The 18,931-nt window shown below is 61.0% G+C and carries 20 protein-coding genes; 10 read left to right on the forward strand and 10 right to left on the reverse strand.

Going from position 1 to position 18,931, the window contains the following annotated elements:
* The first annotated feature begins 96 nt into the window (after nt 1-96).
* Both AB7933_RS01740 and AB7933_RS01745 read left to right on the forward strand, forming a co-directional pair.
* The gene (locus AB7933_RS01740; RefSeq protein ID WP_024072610.1) at nt 97-648 is read left to right on the forward strand and encodes a cytochrome c oxidase assembly protein; all 552 of its coding nucleotides are present in this window, start codon (nt 97-99) and stop codon (nt 646-648) included.
* 35 nt (nt 649-683) lie between these two features.
* Nucleotides 684-1,571 carry a cytochrome c oxidase subunit 3 gene (locus AB7933_RS01745; RefSeq protein ID WP_024072611.1) on the forward strand — a complete coding sequence of 296 codons (888 nt, stop codon included), beginning with the start codon at nt 684-686 and terminating at the stop codon, nt 1,569-1,571.
* A gap of 6 nt (nt 1,572-1,577) precedes the next feature.
* Here AB7933_RS01745 and AB7933_RS01750 read toward each other — a convergent pair whose 3' ends face one another.
* The gene (locus tag AB7933_RS01750; RefSeq protein WP_016978774.1) at nt 1,578-1,781 is read right to left on the reverse strand and encodes a twin transmembrane helix small protein; all 204 of its coding nucleotides are present in this window, start codon (nt 1,779-1,781) and stop codon (nt 1,578-1,580) included.
* 45 nt (nt 1,782-1,826) lie between these two features.
* On the opposite strand from AB7933_RS01750, the gene AB7933_RS01755 reads away from it, so the two are divergent.
* Genes AB7933_RS01755 through AB7933_RS01775 form a run of 5 tightly spaced genes read left to right on the forward strand, consistent with a single transcriptional unit; the run spans nt 1,827 to nt 5,750 of the window.
* Nucleotides 1,827-2,591 carry an SURF1 family protein gene (locus tag AB7933_RS01755; protein ID WP_024072612.1) on the forward strand — a complete coding sequence of 255 codons (765 nt, stop codon included), beginning with the start codon at nt 1,827-1,829 and terminating at the stop codon, nt 2,589-2,591.
* Nucleotides 2,557-3,141, forward strand: a complete 585-nt coding sequence (locus AB7933_RS01760; RefSeq protein WP_024072613.1) for a hypothetical protein — start codon at nt 2,557-2,559, stop codon at nt 3,139-3,141. Before AB7933_RS01755 ends, AB7933_RS01760 begins: the two co-directional genes overlap by 35 nt.
* A gap of 10 nt (nt 3,142-3,151) precedes the next feature.
* Entirely contained in the window at nt 3,152-4,231 is a 1,080-nt protein-coding gene (locus tag AB7933_RS01765; RefSeq protein ID WP_024072614.1) for a COX15/CtaA family protein, read from the forward strand.
* Nucleotides 4,219-5,118: a heme o synthase gene (cyoE, locus tag AB7933_RS01770; protein WP_024072615.1), complete on the forward strand. Its 900-nt coding sequence runs from the start codon at nt 4,219-4,221 to the stop codon at nt 5,116-5,118. The genes AB7933_RS01765 and cyoE overlap by 13 nt, the downstream gene beginning before the upstream one ends.
* A complete protein-coding gene (locus AB7933_RS01775) occupies nt 5,115-5,750 on the forward strand; it encodes an SCO family protein (protein WP_024072616.1) in 636 nt (211 codons plus the stop codon). The genes cyoE and AB7933_RS01775 overlap by 4 nt, the downstream gene beginning before the upstream one ends.
* Before the next feature lie 143 nt (nt 5,751-5,893).
* Here the strand turns inward: AB7933_RS01775 and AB7933_RS01780 are convergent, their stop codons facing one another.
* From AB7933_RS01780 to AB7933_RS01790, 3 genes are read right to left on the reverse strand one after another with little or no spacing between them, the layout of a single operon-like run.
* The gene (locus tag AB7933_RS01780) at nt 5,894-6,664 is read right to left on the reverse strand and encodes a MetQ/NlpA family ABC transporter substrate-binding protein (RefSeq protein WP_024072617.1); all 771 of its coding nucleotides are present in this window, start codon (nt 6,662-6,664) and stop codon (nt 5,894-5,896) included.
* A gap of 50 nt (nt 6,665-6,714) precedes the next feature.
* Nucleotides 6,715-7,389 carry a methionine ABC transporter permease gene (locus AB7933_RS01785; RefSeq protein WP_024072618.1) on the reverse strand — a complete coding sequence of 225 codons (675 nt, stop codon included), beginning with the start codon at nt 7,387-7,389 and terminating at the stop codon, nt 6,715-6,717.
* The gene (locus AB7933_RS01790; protein WP_024072619.1) at nt 7,389-8,396 is read right to left on the reverse strand and encodes a methionine ABC transporter ATP-binding protein; all 1,008 of its coding nucleotides are present in this window, start codon (nt 8,394-8,396) and stop codon (nt 7,389-7,391) included. Before AB7933_RS01790 ends, AB7933_RS01785 begins: the two co-directional genes overlap by 1 nt.
* 244 nt (nt 8,397-8,640) lie before the next feature.
* Here AB7933_RS01790 and katE point away from each other — a divergent pair, with 244 nt between their 5' ends.
* Nucleotides 8,641-10,803, forward strand: a complete 2,163-nt coding sequence (gene katE / locus AB7933_RS01795; RefSeq protein WP_256335327.1) for a catalase HPII — start codon at nt 8,641-8,643, stop codon at nt 10,801-10,803.
* A 109-nt stretch (nt 10,804-10,912) separates the two neighbouring features.
* Here the strand turns inward: katE and AB7933_RS01800 are convergent, their stop codons facing one another.
* Genes AB7933_RS01800 through AB7933_RS01815 form a run of 4 tightly spaced genes read right to left on the reverse strand, consistent with a single transcriptional unit; the run spans nt 10,913 to nt 13,718 of the window.
* Nucleotides 10,913-11,632 carry a PA5502 family lipoprotein gene (locus AB7933_RS01800; RefSeq protein ID WP_024072621.1) on the reverse strand — a complete coding sequence of 240 codons (720 nt, stop codon included), beginning with the start codon at nt 11,630-11,632 and terminating at the stop codon, nt 10,913-10,915.
* Nucleotides 11,633-11,669: 37 nt separating this feature from the next.
* The gene (gene znuB / locus AB7933_RS01805; protein ID WP_024072622.1) at nt 11,670-12,458 is read right to left on the reverse strand and encodes a zinc ABC transporter permease subunit ZnuB; all 789 of its coding nucleotides are present in this window, start codon (nt 12,456-12,458) and stop codon (nt 11,670-11,672) included.
* Nucleotides 12,451-13,236 (reverse strand): zinc ABC transporter ATP-binding protein ZnuC, encoded by a 786-nt coding sequence (znuC, locus tag AB7933_RS01810; protein WP_024072623.1) that lies wholly within the window; start codon nt 13,234-13,236, stop codon nt 12,451-12,453. The genes znuB and znuC overlap by 8 nt, the downstream gene beginning before the upstream one ends.
* Nucleotides 13,236-13,718, reverse strand: coding sequence for a Fur family transcriptional regulator (locus AB7933_RS01815; protein ID WP_024072624.1), 483 nt, complete (start codon nt 13,716-13,718; stop codon nt 13,236-13,238). The genes znuC and AB7933_RS01815 overlap by 1 nt, the downstream gene beginning before the upstream one ends.
* A 58-nt stretch (nt 13,719-13,776) precedes the next feature.
* On the opposite strand from AB7933_RS01815, the gene AB7933_RS01820 reads away from it, so the two are divergent.
* Nucleotides 13,777-14,706, forward strand: coding sequence for a zinc ABC transporter substrate-binding protein (locus AB7933_RS01820; protein ID WP_024072625.1), 930 nt, complete (start codon nt 13,777-13,779; stop codon nt 14,704-14,706).
* 64 nt (nt 14,707-14,770) lie between these two features.
* Here the strand turns inward: AB7933_RS01820 and AB7933_RS01825 are convergent, their stop codons facing one another.
* Both AB7933_RS01825 and AB7933_RS01830 read right to left on the reverse strand, forming a co-directional pair.
* Entirely contained in the window at nt 14,771-15,724 is a 954-nt protein-coding gene (locus tag AB7933_RS01825) for a homoserine kinase (protein WP_024072626.1), read from the reverse strand.
* A 56-nt stretch (nt 15,725-15,780) separates the two neighbouring features.
* Nucleotides 15,781-16,071 (reverse strand): DUF2782 domain-containing protein, encoded by a 291-nt coding sequence (locus AB7933_RS01830; protein ID WP_024072627.1) that lies wholly within the window; start codon nt 16,069-16,071, stop codon nt 15,781-15,783.
* Between the two features lie 74 nt (nt 16,072-16,145).
* On the opposite strand from AB7933_RS01830, the gene polA reads away from it, so the two are divergent.
* Nucleotides 16,146-18,920, forward strand: coding sequence for a DNA polymerase I (gene polA, locus AB7933_RS01835; RefSeq protein WP_024072628.1), 2,775 nt, complete (start codon nt 16,146-16,148; stop codon nt 18,918-18,920).
* Nucleotides 18,921-18,931: the final 11 nt, after the last annotated feature.

The raw sequence follows: 18,931 nt of genomic DNA on the forward strand, positions 1-18,931 counted from the left end.
ATGGCGGTGTGTCCGCTGACATCATCCTTAGTTGTAAAACAGCCATTGGGGGCAAGCCCCCACCCACATTGACCTCATTCACGCTGGGTGGGCGACATGGCTGACTCCGTACCGCTCAAGCGCCTGGTCACCCGCCTGCTGATCCTGGTGGTGGCGATGTTTGCCTTCGGCTTTGCCCTGGTGCCGATCTACGACGTGATGTGCAAGGCGTTCGGTATCAACGGCAAGACGGCCGGGCAGTACGAGGGCGAACAGATTGTCGACCCTGCGCGGCAGGTGCGGGTGCAGTTCCTGTCCACCAATGCCATCGACATGGTCTGGGAGTTCCACTCCAAGGCAGACGAGGTGGTGGTCAACCCCGGTGCTGTGACGGAGATGCTGTTCGTGGCCTACAACCCCACTGACAAACCGATGACGGCCCAGGCGGTGCCGAGTATTTCCCCGGCCGAAGCGGCGATGTACTTCCACAAGACCGAATGTTTTTGCTTCACCCAGCAAGTGCTGCAGCCAGGCCAGCGTATCGAGATGCCAGTACGCTTCATCGTCGATCGCGATATGCCCAAGGATGTGAAGCATTTGACCCTGGCGTACACGCTGTTCGATATCACTGCGCGCCAACCACCGGTGGCTGTCCATAGCGGCGGCTAGCTACTGTTTGCCCGCTTAATCAGGAGAACGAATACATGTCGACTCATGATACGTACTACGTACCGGCGCAAAGCAAATGGCCGATAATTGCCACCCTTGGCATGCTGGTCACCGTGTATGGCCTGGCCGTGTGGTTCAACGATCTGAAGGCCGCCCGCCCGGAATCCCACGGCCCGTGGATCTTTTTCGTCGGTGGTCTGCTGCTGGCCTACATGCTGTTCGGCTGGTTTGGTGCAGTGATCAAGGAAAGCCGTGCCGGGCTGTACAGCGCGCAGATGGATCGCTCGTTTCGTTGGGGCATGACCTGGTTCATATTTTCCGAGGTGATGTTTTTTATCGCGTTCTTCGGCGCGTTGTTTTATGTGCGGCACATGTCCGGGCCTTGGTTGGGCGGCGAAGGTCATAAGGGCATCGCGCACATGCTGTGGCCGAACTTCGAGTTCACCTGGCCGTTGCTCAATAACCCTGATCCCAAGCTGTATCCCGCGCCCGAGGGCACCATCAGCCCGTGGGGCCTGCCGCTGGTCAACACCATCCTGCTGGTGAGCTCCAGCGTGACCATCACCATTGCCCACCATGCCTTGCGTAAAGGGCACCGTGGCGCGCTGAAGCTCTGGTTGGCGATCACCGTACTGTTGGGGTTGGGATTTCTCGGGTTCCAGGCCGAGGAATACATCCATGCCTATAAAGAGCTGGGCCTGACCCTGGGCTCGGGCGTGTACGGCGCGACCTTCTTCATGCTCACGGGCTTTCACGGTGCCCACGTGACGATCGGCACCATCATTTTGTTTGTGATGCTGATGCGCATCCTGCGCGGGCACTTCAATGCCGAGCATCAGTTCGGTTTCGAGGCGGCCAGTTGGTATTGGCACTTTGTGGATGTGGTGTGGATCGGGCTGTTTTTCTTCGTCTATGTGCTGTGAGGCGACTTACCAAGGCGCGTGAGACACCAGTTGGCCGCTGAAAAAGCCCCAGGCGATCAATGCCACGGTGATCACGGCCAGTACGACACGCACGGTCAAGGCAGTGACGAGGCGGTTGGAGTTGCCCTCGTCCTTGACCAGGAAGAACAAGCCACTGAACAGGCTCACGACGGTCGCGATCAGCATCAGGGCAATGGCGGCTTTGAGCATGGTCTGGTTCCTGGCTTCGGTGGGCATTGAGGGGATGGGCGGGCAATGAAAACAAGTATAGCCAGCGCCATGAAACGCTTTCGTCCAGGTATCGCACCGACCTTGGTGATGATGATTCTGCTGCCGTTGATGGTGGGCTTGGGTTTCTGGCAACTGTCGCGTGGCCATGAGAAGCAGTTGCTGGTGGACAGCTATGCCGAACGCCGCGTGGCTGAGCCGATCAGCAGTGTGCAGCTCGGTGACATGGCGGACCCGGCCTTTCGCCGCGTGCATCTGCGCGGACAATTCGATGCTGAGCACAGTGTGTTGCTGGATAACCGCATGCGCGACGGGAAGGCCGGTGTCGAGCTACTGCAACCCTTTCATGACCAGGCCAGCGGCCTGTGGCTGTTGCTCAATCGCGGTTGGTTGCCGTGGCCGGATCGGCGCACCCTTCCCGCCTTCACCACACCCGACCAGCCTTTGAATCTCGACGCCTGGGTGTATGTCGCGCCCGGCGAAACATTCCAGTTGCATGCAGACCCCACGACCGCGCAATGGCCGCGCCTGTTGACCGCGCTGCACCCCGCTGCGCTATGGGCTGAGCTCGGACGCAGCGGTTTTGCCTACGAACTGCGCACCGAAGCCGGCCCCGGTACGTACGAAACCACCTGGCCCATCGTTGCGATGGGCCCGGAGAAACACCTGGCCTACGCGGTGCAGTGGTTCGCCATGGCGCTGGCGCTACTGGCGCTTTACCTCTACCTCGGATGGCACACCACAAAGGAGAAGCCCCATGGGAACGGCCATGAATCCACCCAACATGTCTGAGGTGCCTGATCGGCGCAAAGGCCGCTGGCAACTGATGCTGATCCTGCTGATGGTGATCGGCCCGATGGCGCTGGCCACCTTTATGTACAAACTGCAGTTCTGGGTGCCGGACAGTCGCAGCTATCACGGAGAACTGATCGGTAATGGTCAGACCCGCGCCGATATTGGCGTGCAGGCCGATGAACAGCGCTGGCAGTTGCTGGTGACCGCGCCCGCCGCCTGCGCCGCCGATTGCCAGCAACTGGTGTACCTCGCGCGCCAATTGCAGATCGGCCTGGGGCGCGATGCGTCGCGCGCCAGCCATGCCCTGGCCAGTGCACAGCCGGTCGGTGCCGACTATGACGCCAAGTTGAAGGTCGAATACCCGCAATTGCAGCGCTACTCGCTGGATCTCTCGACGTTCACCAAAAACGCCGCCGCACCGGGCGACGCGCAACTGTGGATCGTCGACCCCCACGGCAACCTGGTGCTGCGCTACGACGCCAAGGTCAAGGGCAAGGACTTGCTCAACGACCTGCGCCACCTGTTGAAACTGTCGAACATCGGATAAGGGCATCGTCATGGCCAAACCTGGATTTCGCCTCGCGTTGTTTGCCACCTTGCTGGCACTGATCGTTGTGCTGCTCGGCGCCTATACCCGCCTCACACACGCCGGCCTGGGTTGTCCGGATTGGCCGGGGTGCTACGGCTTTATCAGCGTGCCGCAAAGCGAGGCCCAGTTGGCCCATGCCGAACTGCATTTCCCTGATACGCCGGTGGAGGCGGAAAAGGGCTGGAGCGAGATGGTCCACCGTTACTTTGCTGGCACCCTGGGCGTGCTGATCGTGTTGTTGGCGGCGCGCGCCTGGAGCCATCGGCGTGATCCGGGCCAGCCGGTGAAGTTGCCGCTGTTTTTATTGGCGGTGGTGTTTGCCCAGGCGGCGTTTGGCATGTGGACGGTCACGTTGAAACTCTGGCCGCAAGTCGTGACCGGACATTTGTTGGGCGGCTTCGCAACCTTGAGTCTGTTGTTCCTGCTGACCCTGCGGCTGTCCGGCGTGCTGCCCGCGCTGATCGTGCCCAGGCGCCTGCAATATTGGGCGACCGCGGGGTTGGTGCTGGTCATCGCGCAGATTGCGCTCGGCGGCTGGGTCAGCTCCAACTACGCAGCGGTGGCTTGTATCGACCTGCCCACCTGCCATGGCCAGTGGTGGCCGGCGGCGGACTTTGCCAATGGTTTTCACCTCACCCAGCATATCGGTCCCAATTATCTCGGCGGGCAGCTCGACAGCGACGCGCGCACCGCCATTCACCTGACCCACCGCGTGGGTGCGGTGCTGGTCACCCTGGTTCTGCTGGGCTTGGCCTGGCAGTTGCGCGTCGTTGGCATGACCCGGCTCGCGGGGCTATTGCTGATCGCTTTGGCGGCGCAAATCAGCCTGGGCCTGAGCAACGTGTATTTCCACCTGCCGCTGCCGGTTGCAGTCGCTCACAATGCTGGCGGCGCAGCATTGTTGCTGACCCTGGTATTGGTCAATTACCACGCCCGCACCAGCCTGGTTCGGGTGCGTCATCAACTGCCGTTCGGCTGGCGCTTCCTTCCGCGCAAGCCGGTATCCGGCCTCACCACCCTTAAAGGAGAGATGCCATGGCGACCTTGATCGGCGCGCGTCACGGCCAGGCAGTCTGGCGCGACTACCTGGAGCTGACCAAACCGAAAGTGGTGGTGCTGATGCTCATCACCTCCCTGGTGGGCATGTTCCTTGCCACCCGTGCAGGGGTACCGTGGACGGTGCTGGTGTTCGGCAACCTGGGCATTGCCCTGTGCGCCGGCGGTGCGGCGGCGGTCAACCATGTGGTGGATCGGCGGATTGATGCGGTGATGGCCCGCACCCACAAGCGGCCGATGGCGGAAGGGCGCGTGTCGCCTATTGCGGCATTGGCTTTTGCGTTGTTTCTGGCGGTTGCAGGGCTCGCGCTGTTGCTGGCCTTCACCAACCCGCTGGCGGCCTGGTTGACGCTGGCCTCTCTGCTCGGCTACGCGGTGATCTACACCGGTTTTCTCAAGCGTGCGACCCCGCAGAATATCGTGATTGGCGGCCTGGCCGGCGCCGCGCCGCCGCTGTTGGGATGGGTTGCGGTCACCGGCCATATCAGCGCCGAACCGTTGCTGCTGGTGCTGATCATCTTTGCCTGGACCCCGCCGCATTTCTGGGCCCTGGCCATTCATCGCAAAGAGGAGTACGCCAAGGCCGATATCCCGATGCTGCCGGTTACCCATGGTGAGCACTACACCAAGGTGCATATCCTGCTCTACACCTTCGCGCTGCTGGCGGTGAGCTTGATGCCCTATGTGATCCATATGAGTGGCCTGCTCTACCTGGCGTGCGCGCTGGTTTTGGGCGCACGCTTTCTGCAATGGGCCTGGGTGCTGTACCGTGGCGCTCAGCCGCACGCGGCGATCAACACCTTCAAGTACTCTATCTGGTACTTGTTCCTGCTGTTTATCGCCCTGCTCGTAGATCACTACTTACTGTTGAACCTATGACTCGAACTCAAAAAACTGTCTTCATTCTGGTGGCCATTGTCGCGTTGATCATGGGCCTGACCGTCAACAAGGTGCTCTCGGGCAAGGGCCAGGGTGACCCCACCGCCTTGATCGACGCAGGTATCATCCTGCTGCCGCAAAGCCGCCAGCTGCCGTCAGTGAGCATGACTAACCAGGAAGGCCAGCCGGTGCTGGTCAATGAATTGAAAGGCAAGTGGAGCCTGCTGTTCTTCGGCTACACCTTCTGCCCGGACATCTGCCCCACCACGCTCGCCCAACTGCGCCAGATCAAGAGCGAGCTGCCCAAGGAGGCTGTGGATAAGTTGCAGGTGATCCTGGTCAGTGTCGACCCGAACCGCGATACACCGACCCAGCTCAAACAGTACTTGGGCTACTTCGACCCGCAGTTCCAGGGCTTGACCGGCGCGAATGTGGACGATGTGCAGAAGGTGTCGAATGCGGTGAGCATTCCGTTCATTCCGGCGGATACCAGCAAGCCCAACTACACCGTCGACCACAGCGGTAACCTCGCGCTGATTGGCCCGGATGGCACCCAGCGTGGCTTTATCCGCGCGCCGCTGAACAACCAGAAGCTGGTGGCGCAGTTGCCGGGGTTGTTGCAGCGCAAGTAACAGGTAATACAAAACACATGTGGGAGGGGGCTTGCCCCGATGGCGGAGTATCAGTCGCTGCATCAGCTGGCTGATCTGCCGCCATCGGGGGCAAGCCCCCTCCCACATTTTTTGATCTTCAGAGTGTTGGAGACCGAGTCGGATCAGAACGCCGGCAGGATTGCGCCTTTGTACTTCTCTTGGATGAACTGCTTCACCTCAGGCGTGTGCAGGGCGGCAACCAGCTTTTTCACGGCGTCCGAATCCTTGTTGTCTTCGCGGGTTACCAGGATGTTCACGTAAGGCGAGTCATTGCCTTCGATCACCAGGGCGTCCTTGGATGGGTCCAGCTTGGCTTCCAGCGCGTAGTTGGTGTTGATCAGCGCCAGGTCGACCTGGGTCAGCACGCGCGGCAGGGTGGCGGCTTCCAGTTCACGGAACTTGAGTTTTTTCGGGTTGCCGGTGATGTCCTTGATGGTCGACAGGATGTTGGTCGGGTCCTTCAGGGTGATCAGGTTGTGCTTGGCCAGCAGCAACAGCGCGCGGCCGCCATTGGTGGCGTCGTTCGGGATCACTACGTTGGCGCCGTCCGGCAGGTCTTCCAGCTTTTTGTACTTGCTCGAGTAAGCACCCAGGGGCTCCAGGTGCACGGCGCCGACGCTCACCAGTTGAGTGCCCTTGGCTTTGTTGAACTCATCAAGGTACGGCTGGTGCTGGAAGAAGTTGGCGTCCAGGCGTTTTTCAGCCACTTGCACGTTCGGCTGCACGTAGTCGGTGAAGACTTTGACTTGCAGGTCCACGCCCTCTTTGGCGAGTGCAGGCTTCACGAATTCGAGGATTTCCGCATGGGGTACCGGCGACGCAGCGACGGTAATTGTCTCGGCGTGGGCGGAAAACGCGGCAACGGCGGCGAAAGCAACCAGTAGTTTTTTCATCCAGCAAGCTCCTTGTTCGGGCATGTGCCGGCGGGGGCCGGCAATGGCCGTTATTTTCGAGAAAAGTGCACCACCAGCTTGTCGCCGACGGTTTGCAGAATTTGCACCAGAACCAACAGCATCACCACGGTGACCACCATCACGTCGGTTTGGAAACGCTGGTAACCGAAGCGGATCGCCAAGTCACCCAGGCCACCGGCGCCGACCACACCGGCCATGGCGGTGTAGGACACCAATGTAATCGCCGTCACCGTGATCGCCGCGAAAATGCCGGGGCGGGCTTCGGGCAGCAGGGCGTTGGTAATGATCTGACGCGTGCTGGCGCCCATGGACTGGGTGGCTTCGATGATGCCGCGGTCGACTTCGCGCAAGGCGGTTTCCACCAGCCGTGCAAAAAATGGCGTTGCCCCGACGACGAGTGGCGGGATAGCGCCGGCCACGCCCAGCGATGTGCCGGTGATCAGTACCGTGAACGGGATCATCACGATCAACAGGATGATGAACGGCAGCGAACGCAGGATGTTCACGATCAGCGACAGCAGCGCGTATACACCTTTTTGTTCGAACAACTGGCGCGGGCTGCACAGGAACAACAGCACGCCCAGTGGCAGGCCGAGAAGCACAGTGAAGAACAGCGAGCCAAATAACATGATCATGGTGTCGCCGGTGGCGAGCCAGATTTCGGACCAGTCGATATTGGCGAAGAAACTCAACAGGACTTCCATTAGCGCAGGACCTCCATGTGGACGTCTGCGGCGGTGAAGCGCGCGAAGGCTGCTTCCATGTCGCCGCCGGTGACGGCGAGGGTCAGTTGCCCGTAGGGGATGTCTTTGATGCGGTCGATACGCCCGGCGAGGATGCTGTAGTCCACCCCCGTTTCGCGAGCGACGGTACCCAGCAGGGGCGCGTAGGTCGCTTCGCCCTGGAATGTCAGGCGAACGATACGGCCTGGTACGTGGGCGAAGTCATCGCGCTGCTCGCCTTCATCGACCTGCTCGGCTTCCTGCACGAAGCGCTTGGTGGTCGCGTGCTTGGGGTGCAGGAACACATCGGCCACCGAGCCTTGCTCGACGATCACGCCGGCATCCATCACGGCGACCTGGTCGCACACGCGGCGGATCACATCCATTTCATGGGTGATCAGCACGATGGTCAGTTTCAACTCGCGGTTGATCTCGGCCAGCAATTGCAGGACCGAGGCGGTGGTCTGCGGGTCGAGGGCGCTGGTGGCTTCGTCGCACAGCAGAATCTTGGGTTTGGTCGCCAGGGCGCGGGCGATACCGACGCGCTGCTTCTGGCCGCCGGACAGCTGCGCCGGGTATTTCCTGGCATGGTCCGACAGCCCGACACGAGCGAGCAATTCGGCCACGCGCTGGTCGATTTCCCTGCGGGACAATTCGCCGGCCAGGGTCAGCGGCAGTGCCACGTTGTCGGCAACGGTCTTGGAGGCCAGCAGATTGAAGTGCTGGAAGATCATCCCGACCTGCTGGCGGAAACGACGCAGGCCGTTGGCGTCCAGGGCCGTGACTTCTTCACCGTCGACATTGATCTGGCCGCCGCTGGGTTCTTCCAGGCGGTTGATCAGGCGCAGCAGGGTGCTTTTACCCGCACCCGAATGGCCGATCAGGCCAAACACCTGGCCGTTCTCTACGCGCAGGCTGGTGGGGTGCAGTGCGGGGATATCCTTACCGGCGACGCGGTAGGTTTTATGGACGTTATGAAACTCGATCACGTAGCGAACCTTGTGGGGCGCATGGAAAAGGGATCAGCGGTTAGCCGGGCGCGCATTTTAGCCTGTCCGTATAGCGTTTCTTAGCATTTATTTCGCATTCATCCAGCGATTTGGCAATAACGCGATCAAAGGTCATAAAAAAGGAACGGTACAAAACTGCGTCAGTCACTACTTAAGCAACGCGATTTCCCAGGTGCCGTGCCTGGGGTTTTGCTCAAACGAGCCGGGGACCGCTCTGGCCACTTTGAATAAGGAGTTTTGTCTGATGAGTACCAAGAAGCCAGCTACCCCGCCGAAGAGTGAACTCGCGGGCACCGATACCCTGGACCGTGGCAACACCAACGCCAAGCTGCAGGCCCTGGAGGCGTTCCGTTCCGACGCGACCGGCCAGGCGCTGCGTACCAACCAAGGCGTAAGGATTTCCGATAACCAGAACACGTTGAAAGTCGGCGCCCGCGGCCCGTCGCTGCTGGAAGACTTCATCATGCGTGAGAAAATCACGCACTTCGATCACGAACGTATCCCGGAGCGCATCGTGCATGCCCGTGGTACGGGCGCCCATGGGTATTTCCAGACCTATGCAAACCATTCAGCGCTGAGTAAGGCTGGCTTCCTGCGGAACCCCGAGCATAAAACCCCGGTGTTCGTGCGCTTTTCTACGGTGCAGGGCCCGCGTGGTTCGGGCGATACCGTGCGCGACGTGCGGGGCTTTGCCGTGAAGTTCTTCACCGACGAAGGCAACTTCGACCTGGTGGGCAACAACATGCCGGTATTTTTCATCCAGGATGCGATCAAGTTTCCCGACTTTGTGCACGCGGTAAAACCTGAGCCGCACAACGAGATTCCCACTGGCGGCTCGGCGCACGATACGTTTTGGGATTTTGTCTCGCTGCAGCCGGAGTCGGCACACATGGTGCTGTGGGCAATGTCCGACCGTGCCATTCCAAAAAGCCTGCGCGCCATGCAGGGGTTCGGTATTCATACCTTCCGCTTGATCAATACCGGCGGTAAGTCGAGCTTCGTGAAATTCCACTGGCATCCAAAGGTCGGCACCTGCTCGCTGGTGTGGGACGAGGCGCAAAAGCTTGCCGGTAAAGACACCGACTACCACCGCCGCGACCTGTGGGAAGCCATCGAAAGTGGCGATTACCCTGAGTGGGAGCTGGGTGTACAAATCGTCGCCGAAGAAGACGAGCATAAGTTCGACTTCGACCTGCTGGACCCGACCAAGATCATCCCCGAGGAGCTGGTGCCCATCACCCCGCTGGGCAAGATGGTGCTTAACCGCAACCCGGACAACTTCTTCGCTGAAGTCGAGCAAGTTGCGTTCTGCCCTGGCCATATCGTCCCAGGTATCGACTTCACCAATGACCCGCTGCTGCAAGGCCGTCTGTTTTCCTACACGGATACCCAGATCAGCCGACTGGGAGGGCCGAACTTCCATGAGCTGCCGATCAACCGGCCGGTAGTGCCTTTCCATAATGGTCAGCGCGACGCCCAGCATCGCACGGTGATCGACAAGGGCCGTGCGGCCTACGAGCCGAACTCGATTGACGGCGGCTGGCCCAAAGAAACCCCGGCAGCTGCTCAGGATGGCGGTTTTGAGACCTACTATGAGCGGGTCGACGCGAATAAGGTCCGTGAACGCAGTGAGTCGTTTGGCGATCACTTTTCCCAAGCCACGCTGTTCTTCAACAGCATGAGCCATCATGAGAAAGAGCACATCATCGCGGCCTACAGCTTCGAGTTGGGTAAGGTGGAGCGTGAGTTTATCCGTGCGCGCCAGGTCAACGAGATTCTGGCCAATATCGATCTGGAACTGGCCAAGCGCGTGGCGCAGAACCTCGGTTTGCCGGCGCCGACCAAGGGCACGGTACCGCCACGCAAGACGTCATTGAAAGAGTCGCCGGCGCTGAGCCAGGTGAACCTGCTGTCGGGCGATATCAAGACGCGCAAAGTAGCGATCCTTGCCGCTGATGGCGTGGATGGCACAGCGATTGATGCGCTGAAGAAGGCGCTGGAAGCTGAGGGTGCCCATGCCAAGCTGTTGGGGCCGACTTCGGCGCCGGTGAAGACGGCTGATGGCAAGCGCCTGAAGGTGGATGCGTCGATGGAAGGCATGCCGTCCATTGCGTTTGATGCGGTGTTCGTGCCTGGCGGGAAAGACTCGGTGAAAGCCTTGAGCGGTGATGGTGTGGCGTTGCACTTCCTGCTGGAAGCCTACAAGCATCTGAAAGCGATCACGGTGGCCAGTGACGCGAAGCCATTGCTGGATTTGCTCAAGCTTGAGGCGGATGCGGGGTTGATCGTTGGTTCGGATGCGAAAGCGCTCAAGGCGTTTTTTGCCGCGATTGCCCAGCATCGGGTTTGGGATCGTGAGCCGAAGGCCAAGGCGATTCCGGCCTGATTTTTTGGTTGTTTGTTAGATCGTCATCGGGGGCAAGCGCCCTCCCACATTTGGAATACATTTCAAATGTGGGAGGGACGGTGCGACGATTCGACTTGCCCCCGATGCGTCATTCCGCCTTACGCGGAGTCAGCACAACCTGCGCCGAGATGTTCTTCAGAATCTGCCGTTGAATCTTCAGGTCATACCCCGAATCAATCCGCTTCACCCGTTTGGTCAGTAGCGTGGCCAGCCATGGGTAATCCTGGGTGCGCGGCACCTGGAGGCTGACTTCACACTGGTAATTCACGACATCGGTAGCGATGGCGTCCAGTTGATGGCGCAGTTCTTCGATATCGGTGAGGTTCAGCGCTACGGTAGTGCTTTGGGCGGACGGGTCGATGACCTTGGCGGCGGGTTTGGTTTCGGCGGCTTTCAGGGCGGCCTCGGCTTTGTCCAGCTCGGCTTTGCGGGCGTGGGTGATGGCGCTGTTTACCCCACCCGTCAGCGCCGGGGCCTTGGGCATCAATGCACGGGCGCGGCTCAGGGCGGTGGCGGCGGCGTTGACATCGCCTTTTTGCAATACGATTTGACTGCGTTGCAGATAGGCTTCGGCCAATTGGCGCTGGTACGCCTCCAGCGCTGGGTCGTTGGGCGACTCGGCCTGCAATGCGGCGAGCTGGTCTTCGGCGGTGGCCAGCTCACTGCTGGCGAGGTTTTGCTCCAGCTGTGCGATGGCCGCAGCGCGCGCGTCAGGCGCCTCGGGGGCGGCGGGCGGTGTGCTTTGACAGGCGCCCAGCAGCAGGGAAAATGCGGCAAGGAGCAGATAACGGGAGGTGAACGGCTTCATTCCTGCGACTCTCTATTTGCGCAAAAAGCGAGCAAGTCTACACCCCTCGACGGGGCAGGACAAAACTCAGCAGAAACAGGGCGGCGGCCGTGACCACAATCGACGGTCCTGCCGGGGTGTCCTTGAACCAGGACAGCGCCAGGCCCCCGCATACCGCAAGCATCCCCAGCAGGCTGGCGCCGAGCGCCATCTGCTCCGGTGAGCGGGCGTGACGCTGGGCGGCGGCTGCGGGGATGATCAGCAGCGATGTGATCAACAATACGCCGACAATCTTCATCGCGACAGCGATCACCACTGCGATCAACAACATCAGCGCCATGCGCAGAGCGGGGACGGGCAAGCCTTCGACGGTGGCCAGCTCCTCATGCACGGTGATCGCCAGCAGTGGCCGCCACAGGCTCACCAGCAGCACCAGCACGGCTGCGCTGCCGCCGAGGATCCAGGCCAGGTCGGTTGGGCTGATTGCCAGCAAGTCACCGAACAGGTAGGCCATCAGGTCGATGCGCACTTCATGCATGAAGCTCAGCACCACCAGGCCCAGGGACAGCGTACTCGGCGCCAGGATGCCCAGCAGCGTGTCGGAGGCCAGCGGTTGGCGCTGTTGCAGGGTCACGAGCAGTACCGCCAGCAGCAGGCAGCCTGCCGTCACGGCGATGGTTGGGCTGACGTCCAGCAGGAAACCCATGGCTACGCCCAGCAGCGCGGCATGCGACAACGTGTCGCCGAAGTAAGCCATGCGCCGCCAGACCACGAACGAACCCAGGGGGCCCGCCACCAGCGCCAGAGCCAAGCCTGCCAGCAGGGCGTAGAGCAGAAAATCAGCCATGCTTGCAGCTATCTCCATGAACGTGGGTGTGAGGCGTCGCGGAATCGTCGACCACGGCGCCATGCAGGTCATGGGCGTGGTCGTGATGGTGGTGGTAGATCGCCAGGCTCTGTGCGTTCTTGCCGAACAGTTCGACAAACGCCGGATCGCCGCTGACCTGTTCCGGGTGGCCGGAGCAGCACACATGACGGTTGAGGCACACCACCTGGTCAGTGGTACTCATCACCAGGTGCAGGTCGTGGGAAACCATCAGCACACCGCAGCCATGGCGGTCGCGCAGGCGGGTGATCAGGCTGTACAGCTCGGCCTGGCCAGCGACGTCGACGCCTTGTACCGGCTCATCGAGCACCAGCAGTTCAGGCTCGCGCAACAGGGCGCGGGCCAGCAAGACGCGCTGCATTTCGCCCCCGGAGATGCTTTGCACCGGGCTGTCGATCACGTGTTCAGCGCCGACTTCCTTGAGCGCCGCCTGCGCGCGGGTGCGGTCCACGCCGGGTACCAGGCGCAGGAAACGCAGCACGGACAATGGCAGCGTTGGGTCCACATGCAGTTTTTGTGGCATATAGCCGACGCGCAGCTTGGGCTTGCGCCACACGCTGCCAGTGTCGGGCTTGAGCAGGCCGAGGACAGCGCGCACCAGGGTAGTCTTGCCGGCGCCATTGGGGCCGATCAGGGTGACGATCTGCCCCGGCTCCACACTCAGTGCGATGTTATCCAGCACGTTTTGCCCGGCGAACGTGACCCCGACCTGCTCCAGGCGGATTAGCGCATTGCTCATCAAGCCCCCTGGCAACCGGAGCAGAGACCGACGACTTCGACGGTTTGCCCTTCCACCTTGAAGCCGACCTCGGCGGAACTCGTGATAATGGCGTCGCTGATGCTTTTTTGTTCAAGCTCGATGGCGGCGTGGCACTTGCGGCAGATCAGGAACTGGCCCTGGTGGGCGTGTTCCGGGTGATTGCAGCCGACAAAGGCGTTGAGCGAGGCAATGCGGTGTACCAGGCCGTTGTCCAGCAGGAAGTCCAGTGCGCGATACACCGTGGGCGGCGCGGCGCGGCGCCCGTCCTGCTCGCTGAGCACGCCGAGAATGTCGTAGGCGCCCAGTGGCTTGTGGCTTTGCCACACCAGCTCCAGCACCCGCCGGCGCAAAGCAGTCAGGCGCAAGCCCTTCTGTGCGCACAGGGTATCGGCTTCCGACAGCGCGGTATGCACGCAGTGAGAGTGGTCGTGGGGACGGCTGGCAAGCGGTGTTATAGGCATGAGCGGCGACAGACATTTGATAGAGACGTTATTATGTTACCCGTTCCTACGCCATTGAGTGGTCATCGTGTCCCGACTTTTTCCCGTTTTTGTCGTATTTGCCGCCAGTTTGTTCATTGCCGGTGCCGCGCAGGCCGAGGTCAAGGTGCTGACCAGCATCAAGCCGCTGCAACTGATCGCCGCGGCTGTGCAGGAGGGTGTGGCCATTCCAGAGGTGCTGTTGCCGCCAGGCGCGTCGCCCCATAACTACGCCTTGCGCCCATCCGACGTACGGCGTGTGCAATCGGTGGACTTGCTCTATTGGATCGGCCCGGACATGGAAAGCTTCCTGCCCCGCGTGCTCAAGGGCCGTACGGCGGCAACCGTGGCGGTGCAGGACCTGCCGGGCATGAAATTGCGTCGTTTCGCCGAAGATAGCCATTCTCACGCCGATGATGCTGACGAACATGACCACGATCACCGCCCGGGCAGCCTGGATGCACATTTGTGGCTGTCGACCGTCAACGCGCGGGTCATCGCCGCGCGCATGGCTGCGGACCTCAGCGCCGTTGACCCGGAGAATGCCGAGCGTTATCAGAGCAACGTGAAAGCGTTTGATGGCCGCCTGGATGCTTTGGACGCGCGCCTGAAAGCGCGTATGGCAGGCGTCAGTGCCAAACCTTACTTCGTGTTCCACGAGGCCTTCGACTACTTTGAAGACGCTTATGGGCTCAAGCACGCCGGTGTGTTCAGCGTCGCGGCCGAAGTGCAACCCGGCGCCCAGCATGTGGCGGCGATGCGTACGCGTTTGCAGGAAGTCGGTAAGACCTGCGTGTTCAGTGAACCACCCTTGCGCCCGCGCCTTGCCGAGACCTTGGTGGCCGGTTTGCCGGTGAAACTGGCGGAACTGGATGCACTGGGCGGCTACACCCCGGCTTCGGCCCAGGGTTACGAGCAGGTGTTGGATAAGTTGGGGAATGACCTGGCAGGTTGCCTGGAGTCGTTGTAAGCCTCAACCAAGATCAAATGTGGGAGGGGCAAGCCCTCTCCCACATTTTTGACCGGGTGGGTCCTTAGAGCGCGAATGGCAGGTGGACGGTGACCTGCTGGCGTTGCGCCAACCGATGCTCGAACTCGGCGGGATCGTGGATCAACACATCTTGCCCGGCAAAGGATTCCGCGGCGATCAGGCGCGACAGCCAGAACCGCACGCAGGCCACGCGCAACATGGTCGGCCACAACTCGGCCTCCTTGGCGGTGAACGGCCGTAGCCCTGCGTAGGCACCCAGCAGCGCACGGGCACGTTGCCCATCTATCACGCCGTCGGCATCCGAACACCAGTCATTCAGGGCGATCGCCACGTCGTACAACATTGGCCCCGAACAGGCGTTATAGAAGTCGATCAAGCCCGTCAGGTGCGTGCCTTCGAACATCGCGTTGTCACGGAACAGGTCGGCGTGAACGTTGGCGCGCGGCAGGGCGAGGATCTCGACCTTGTGGGCCTCGATTTCAGTCAATGCAGCTTGCAGCAGGCTTTGCTGTGCATCGTTCAAGTGCGAAATCAGCTGCGCGCCTTCGCTGAGCATCCAGTTCAGCCCGCGATCAGTCTTGCGTTCCAGCACTTTCTCGCCTTGCGTCGCCAAGTGCAGATGGCCGAGCAGGTCGCCGACCTGGGCGCAGTGCTGGGCGTTGGCGTCCTTGATGTGCTTGCCGGCCAGGCGCGGTTGCAGCAACGCCGGTTTACCGGCCAGTTCGCGCAAGGCTACGCCGTCGGTGGTGCGCAGGGCGTAGGGCACGGGCAGGTCGGCGTCGTGGAGCACGTCGAGCAGTTCGATGAAGAACGGCATTTCTGCGACCGGGCCGCGTTCAACCAGGGTCAGGACGAACTCGCCTTGCTCCAGGCTGATAAAAAAATTGGTGTTTTCGCTACCAGCGGCAATCCCCTGGAAGTCAAGCAGGCGGCCGAGCCCATAGGGGGCAAGAAAGGTTTCCAGCTCGGGCCGAGCCAGGGGGGTGAACACAGACATGGTTAAAACTGCCATTACGGGCGCTGCGGGGAGCAGCGCCGATTAAAGTTAAGAAATCATTTCCATTCGAAGATCTTCCATGAAGGGATCAGCATATCCGGCTGGTCAGAGCGGATGAAGTTCGCATCGGTTCCGTCCGCGCGCACCAGGAAATACGGTGGAAAGCCTTTCTTGGTCACCTTGATTGCGTACAGGAAACCGTTTTGGCGGTACTCCTGGATAGTCCGGTCGCCTTCCGTGCGAATGGTGACTTCCGGGTCGCCCGAAGGGGCGGTGTCTGCCGCCATGGCGGCCAGCGGAGCGAATGCAAACAAGCCGGTCAACAGCAGGCGATTGAATGTACGCATGATAACCTTGTCCCTTTGTTTTCATTGGTCCGGCTATTCTAGCGCCTGACCCGCCGAAAAGGTTGATCCTGCTCATGAGCCAAGCACCCCTCGTCCTGGTGGACGGTTCTTCTTATCTGTACCGCGCCTTCCATGCGCTGCCACCGCTGACCACCTCCAAAGGCCTGCCGACCGGTGCGGTCAAGGGCGTGTTGAACATGCTCAAGAGCCTGCGCAAGCAGTACCCGGACAGCCCGTTCGCGGTGGTGTTCGACGCCAAGGGTGGGACCTTTCGCGACGATATGTACGCGCAGTACAAGGCCAACCGTCCGAGCATGCCCGATGACATGCGCTTGCAGATCGAGCCGCTGCACCAGAGCGTGATCGCCCTGGGCTTCCCTTTGCTGTGCGTCGAAGGCGTCGAGGCCGATGATGTCATCGGCACCCTGGCCCGCAGCAGCGCGGCCGCTGACCGCCCGGTGGTGATTTCGACCGGTGACAAGGACATGGCGCAACTGGTGGACGGGCACATTACCTTGGTCAACACCATGACCGGTAGCGCCATGGATGTGGAGGGCGTAAAGGAGAAATTTGGCGTCGCTCCGGAGCAGATCATCGACTATCTGGCGCTGATGGGCGACTCGTCCGACAACATTCCAGGGGTTCCAGGCATTGGTCCCAAAACCGCCTCTGGCTTGTTGGTGGGCGTTAATGGCGGCCTGAAAGAGTTGTACGAGCAACTGGATATCGTGCCAACCCTGCCCATCCGCGGTGCCAAGACGCTGCCGGCCAAGCTGCTGGAGCATAAGGAGATGGCGTTCCTGTCCTACCAGCTGGCAACCATCAAGATCGATGTACCGCTGGATGTGGGCTTGGATGACCTGCACCTGATCGAGCCGGATCGCGAGAAGCTCCTGGAGTTGTACACCCTCCTGGAGTTCAAGAGCTGGTTCGACGAAGTGCAACGCGACGCCAAGCGCTCTGGGCTGGAGGTGGCGGCTCCGGTTGTGGAGAATGCGCCGCTCGTCGATACCGCACTAAAGTACGAAACCATCCTCGACCAGGCGCGTTTTGACGTGTGGTTGAAGAAGCTCGGCGACGCCAAGTTGTTTGCCTTCGACACCGAGACCACTGGCATTGATGCCCAGCAGGCGCAATTGGTGGGGTTGTCGTTTGCAGTCCAGCCCTATGAGGCCGCCTATATCCCGCTGACCCATTCCTACATGGGCGTACCGGAGCAACTGGACCGTGACACGGTGCTGCGCGCACTCAAGCCGATTCTCGAAGACCCGAGCAAGCTCAAGGTCGGCCAGCACGCCAAGTTCGACATGAACATCCTGGCCAACTGCGCTATCGGCGGTGATCAGGCATGCGGCATCTCGGTGCAGGGCATTGCCTACGACACTATGCTCGAGTCCTACGTCCTGGATTCCACCGCCACCCGCCATGATATGGACAGCCTGGCTCAGAAATACCTGGGCCACACCACCGTCAGCTTCCAGGATATCGCCGGCAAAGGCGCCAAACAGCTGACTTTTGACCAGATCTCCCTCGAACAAGCCGGCCCATATGCCGCAGAAGATGCTGACGTGACCTTGCGCCTGCATCAGACCCTGCATGAAAAACTCCTGGCTATCCCAAGCCTGGCCTCGGTGCTGACGGATATCGAAATGCCGTTGGTGCCGGTGTTGGCGCGTATCGAACGCCAGGGTGCGCTTGTGGATGCCAAGCTCCTCGGTGTGCAGAGCGTTGAGCTGGGGAACAAGATGGTCGAGTTGGAGCGTGAGGCATTTGCCATCGCGGGTGAGGAATTCAACCTTGGCTCACCCAAGCAATTGGGCGCGATCCTCTACGAAAAACTCGGCCACCCGGTGCTCAGCAAGACCGCCAAGGGCCAGGCGTCGACCGCCGAAGCGGTGCTCGCCGAGTTGGCCGACCAGGATTTCCCGTTGCCCAAGGTGCTGATGCAATACCGCTCGATGAGCAAGCTCAAAAGCACCTACACCGACCGCCTGCCAGAGCAGATCAACCCGCGCACCGGGCGTATTCACACGTCTTATCACCAAGCGGTGGCGGCAACCGGGCGTTTGTCGTCCAGTGACCCGAACTTGCAGAACATTCCGATCCGCACCGCCGAAGGCCGGCGGATTCGCCAGGCGTTCATCGCGCCCAAAGGCTACAAGTTGCTGGCGGCGGACTACTCGCAGATCGAACTGCGGATCATGGCGCACCTGGCCAAGGATGAAGGCCTGCTGCATGCTTTCCGTAATGACCTGGATGTGCACAAGGCTACCGCTGCCGAAGTATTCGGGGTGGCGTTGGATGCGGTGACCACCGACCAGCGGCGCAGCGCCAAGGCGATCAACTTCGGCCTGATCTACGGCATGAGCGCGTTTGGCCTGGCCAAGCAGATCGGCGTCGACCGCAAGCAATCCCAGGCGTATATCGACCGCTACTTCGCCCGCTACCCTGGCGTGCTGGCTTATATGGAACGCACCCGCGCCCAGGCGGCCGAGCAGGGATACGTCGAGACCATTTTTGGTCGTCGCCTGTACCTGCCGGACATCAACGCGAAGAACCCGGCGCTGCGCAAGGGGGCCGAACGGACGGCGATCAACGCACCGATGCAGGGCACGGCGGCGGACATCATCAAGAAAGCCATGGTGGCGGTGGATCACTGGCTGGCCGAGTCGGGCCTGGACGCCAAAGTCATCCTGCAGGTGCACGATGAATTGGTGCTGGAGGTCCGCGAAGACTTGGTCGATACAGTGCGTGAGGAGATTCGTCAGCACATGAGCCAGGCCGTGACACTGGATGTGCCCTTGCTGGTGGAAGTGGGTGTGGGCGACAACTGGGACGAAGCCCACTGATTTCGCGGCTT

This window comes from Pseudomonas gorinensis (assembly GCF_042015035.1).
Lineage (GTDB): Bacteria > Pseudomonadota > Gammaproteobacteria > Pseudomonadales > Pseudomonadaceae > Aquipseudomonas > Aquipseudomonas gorinensis.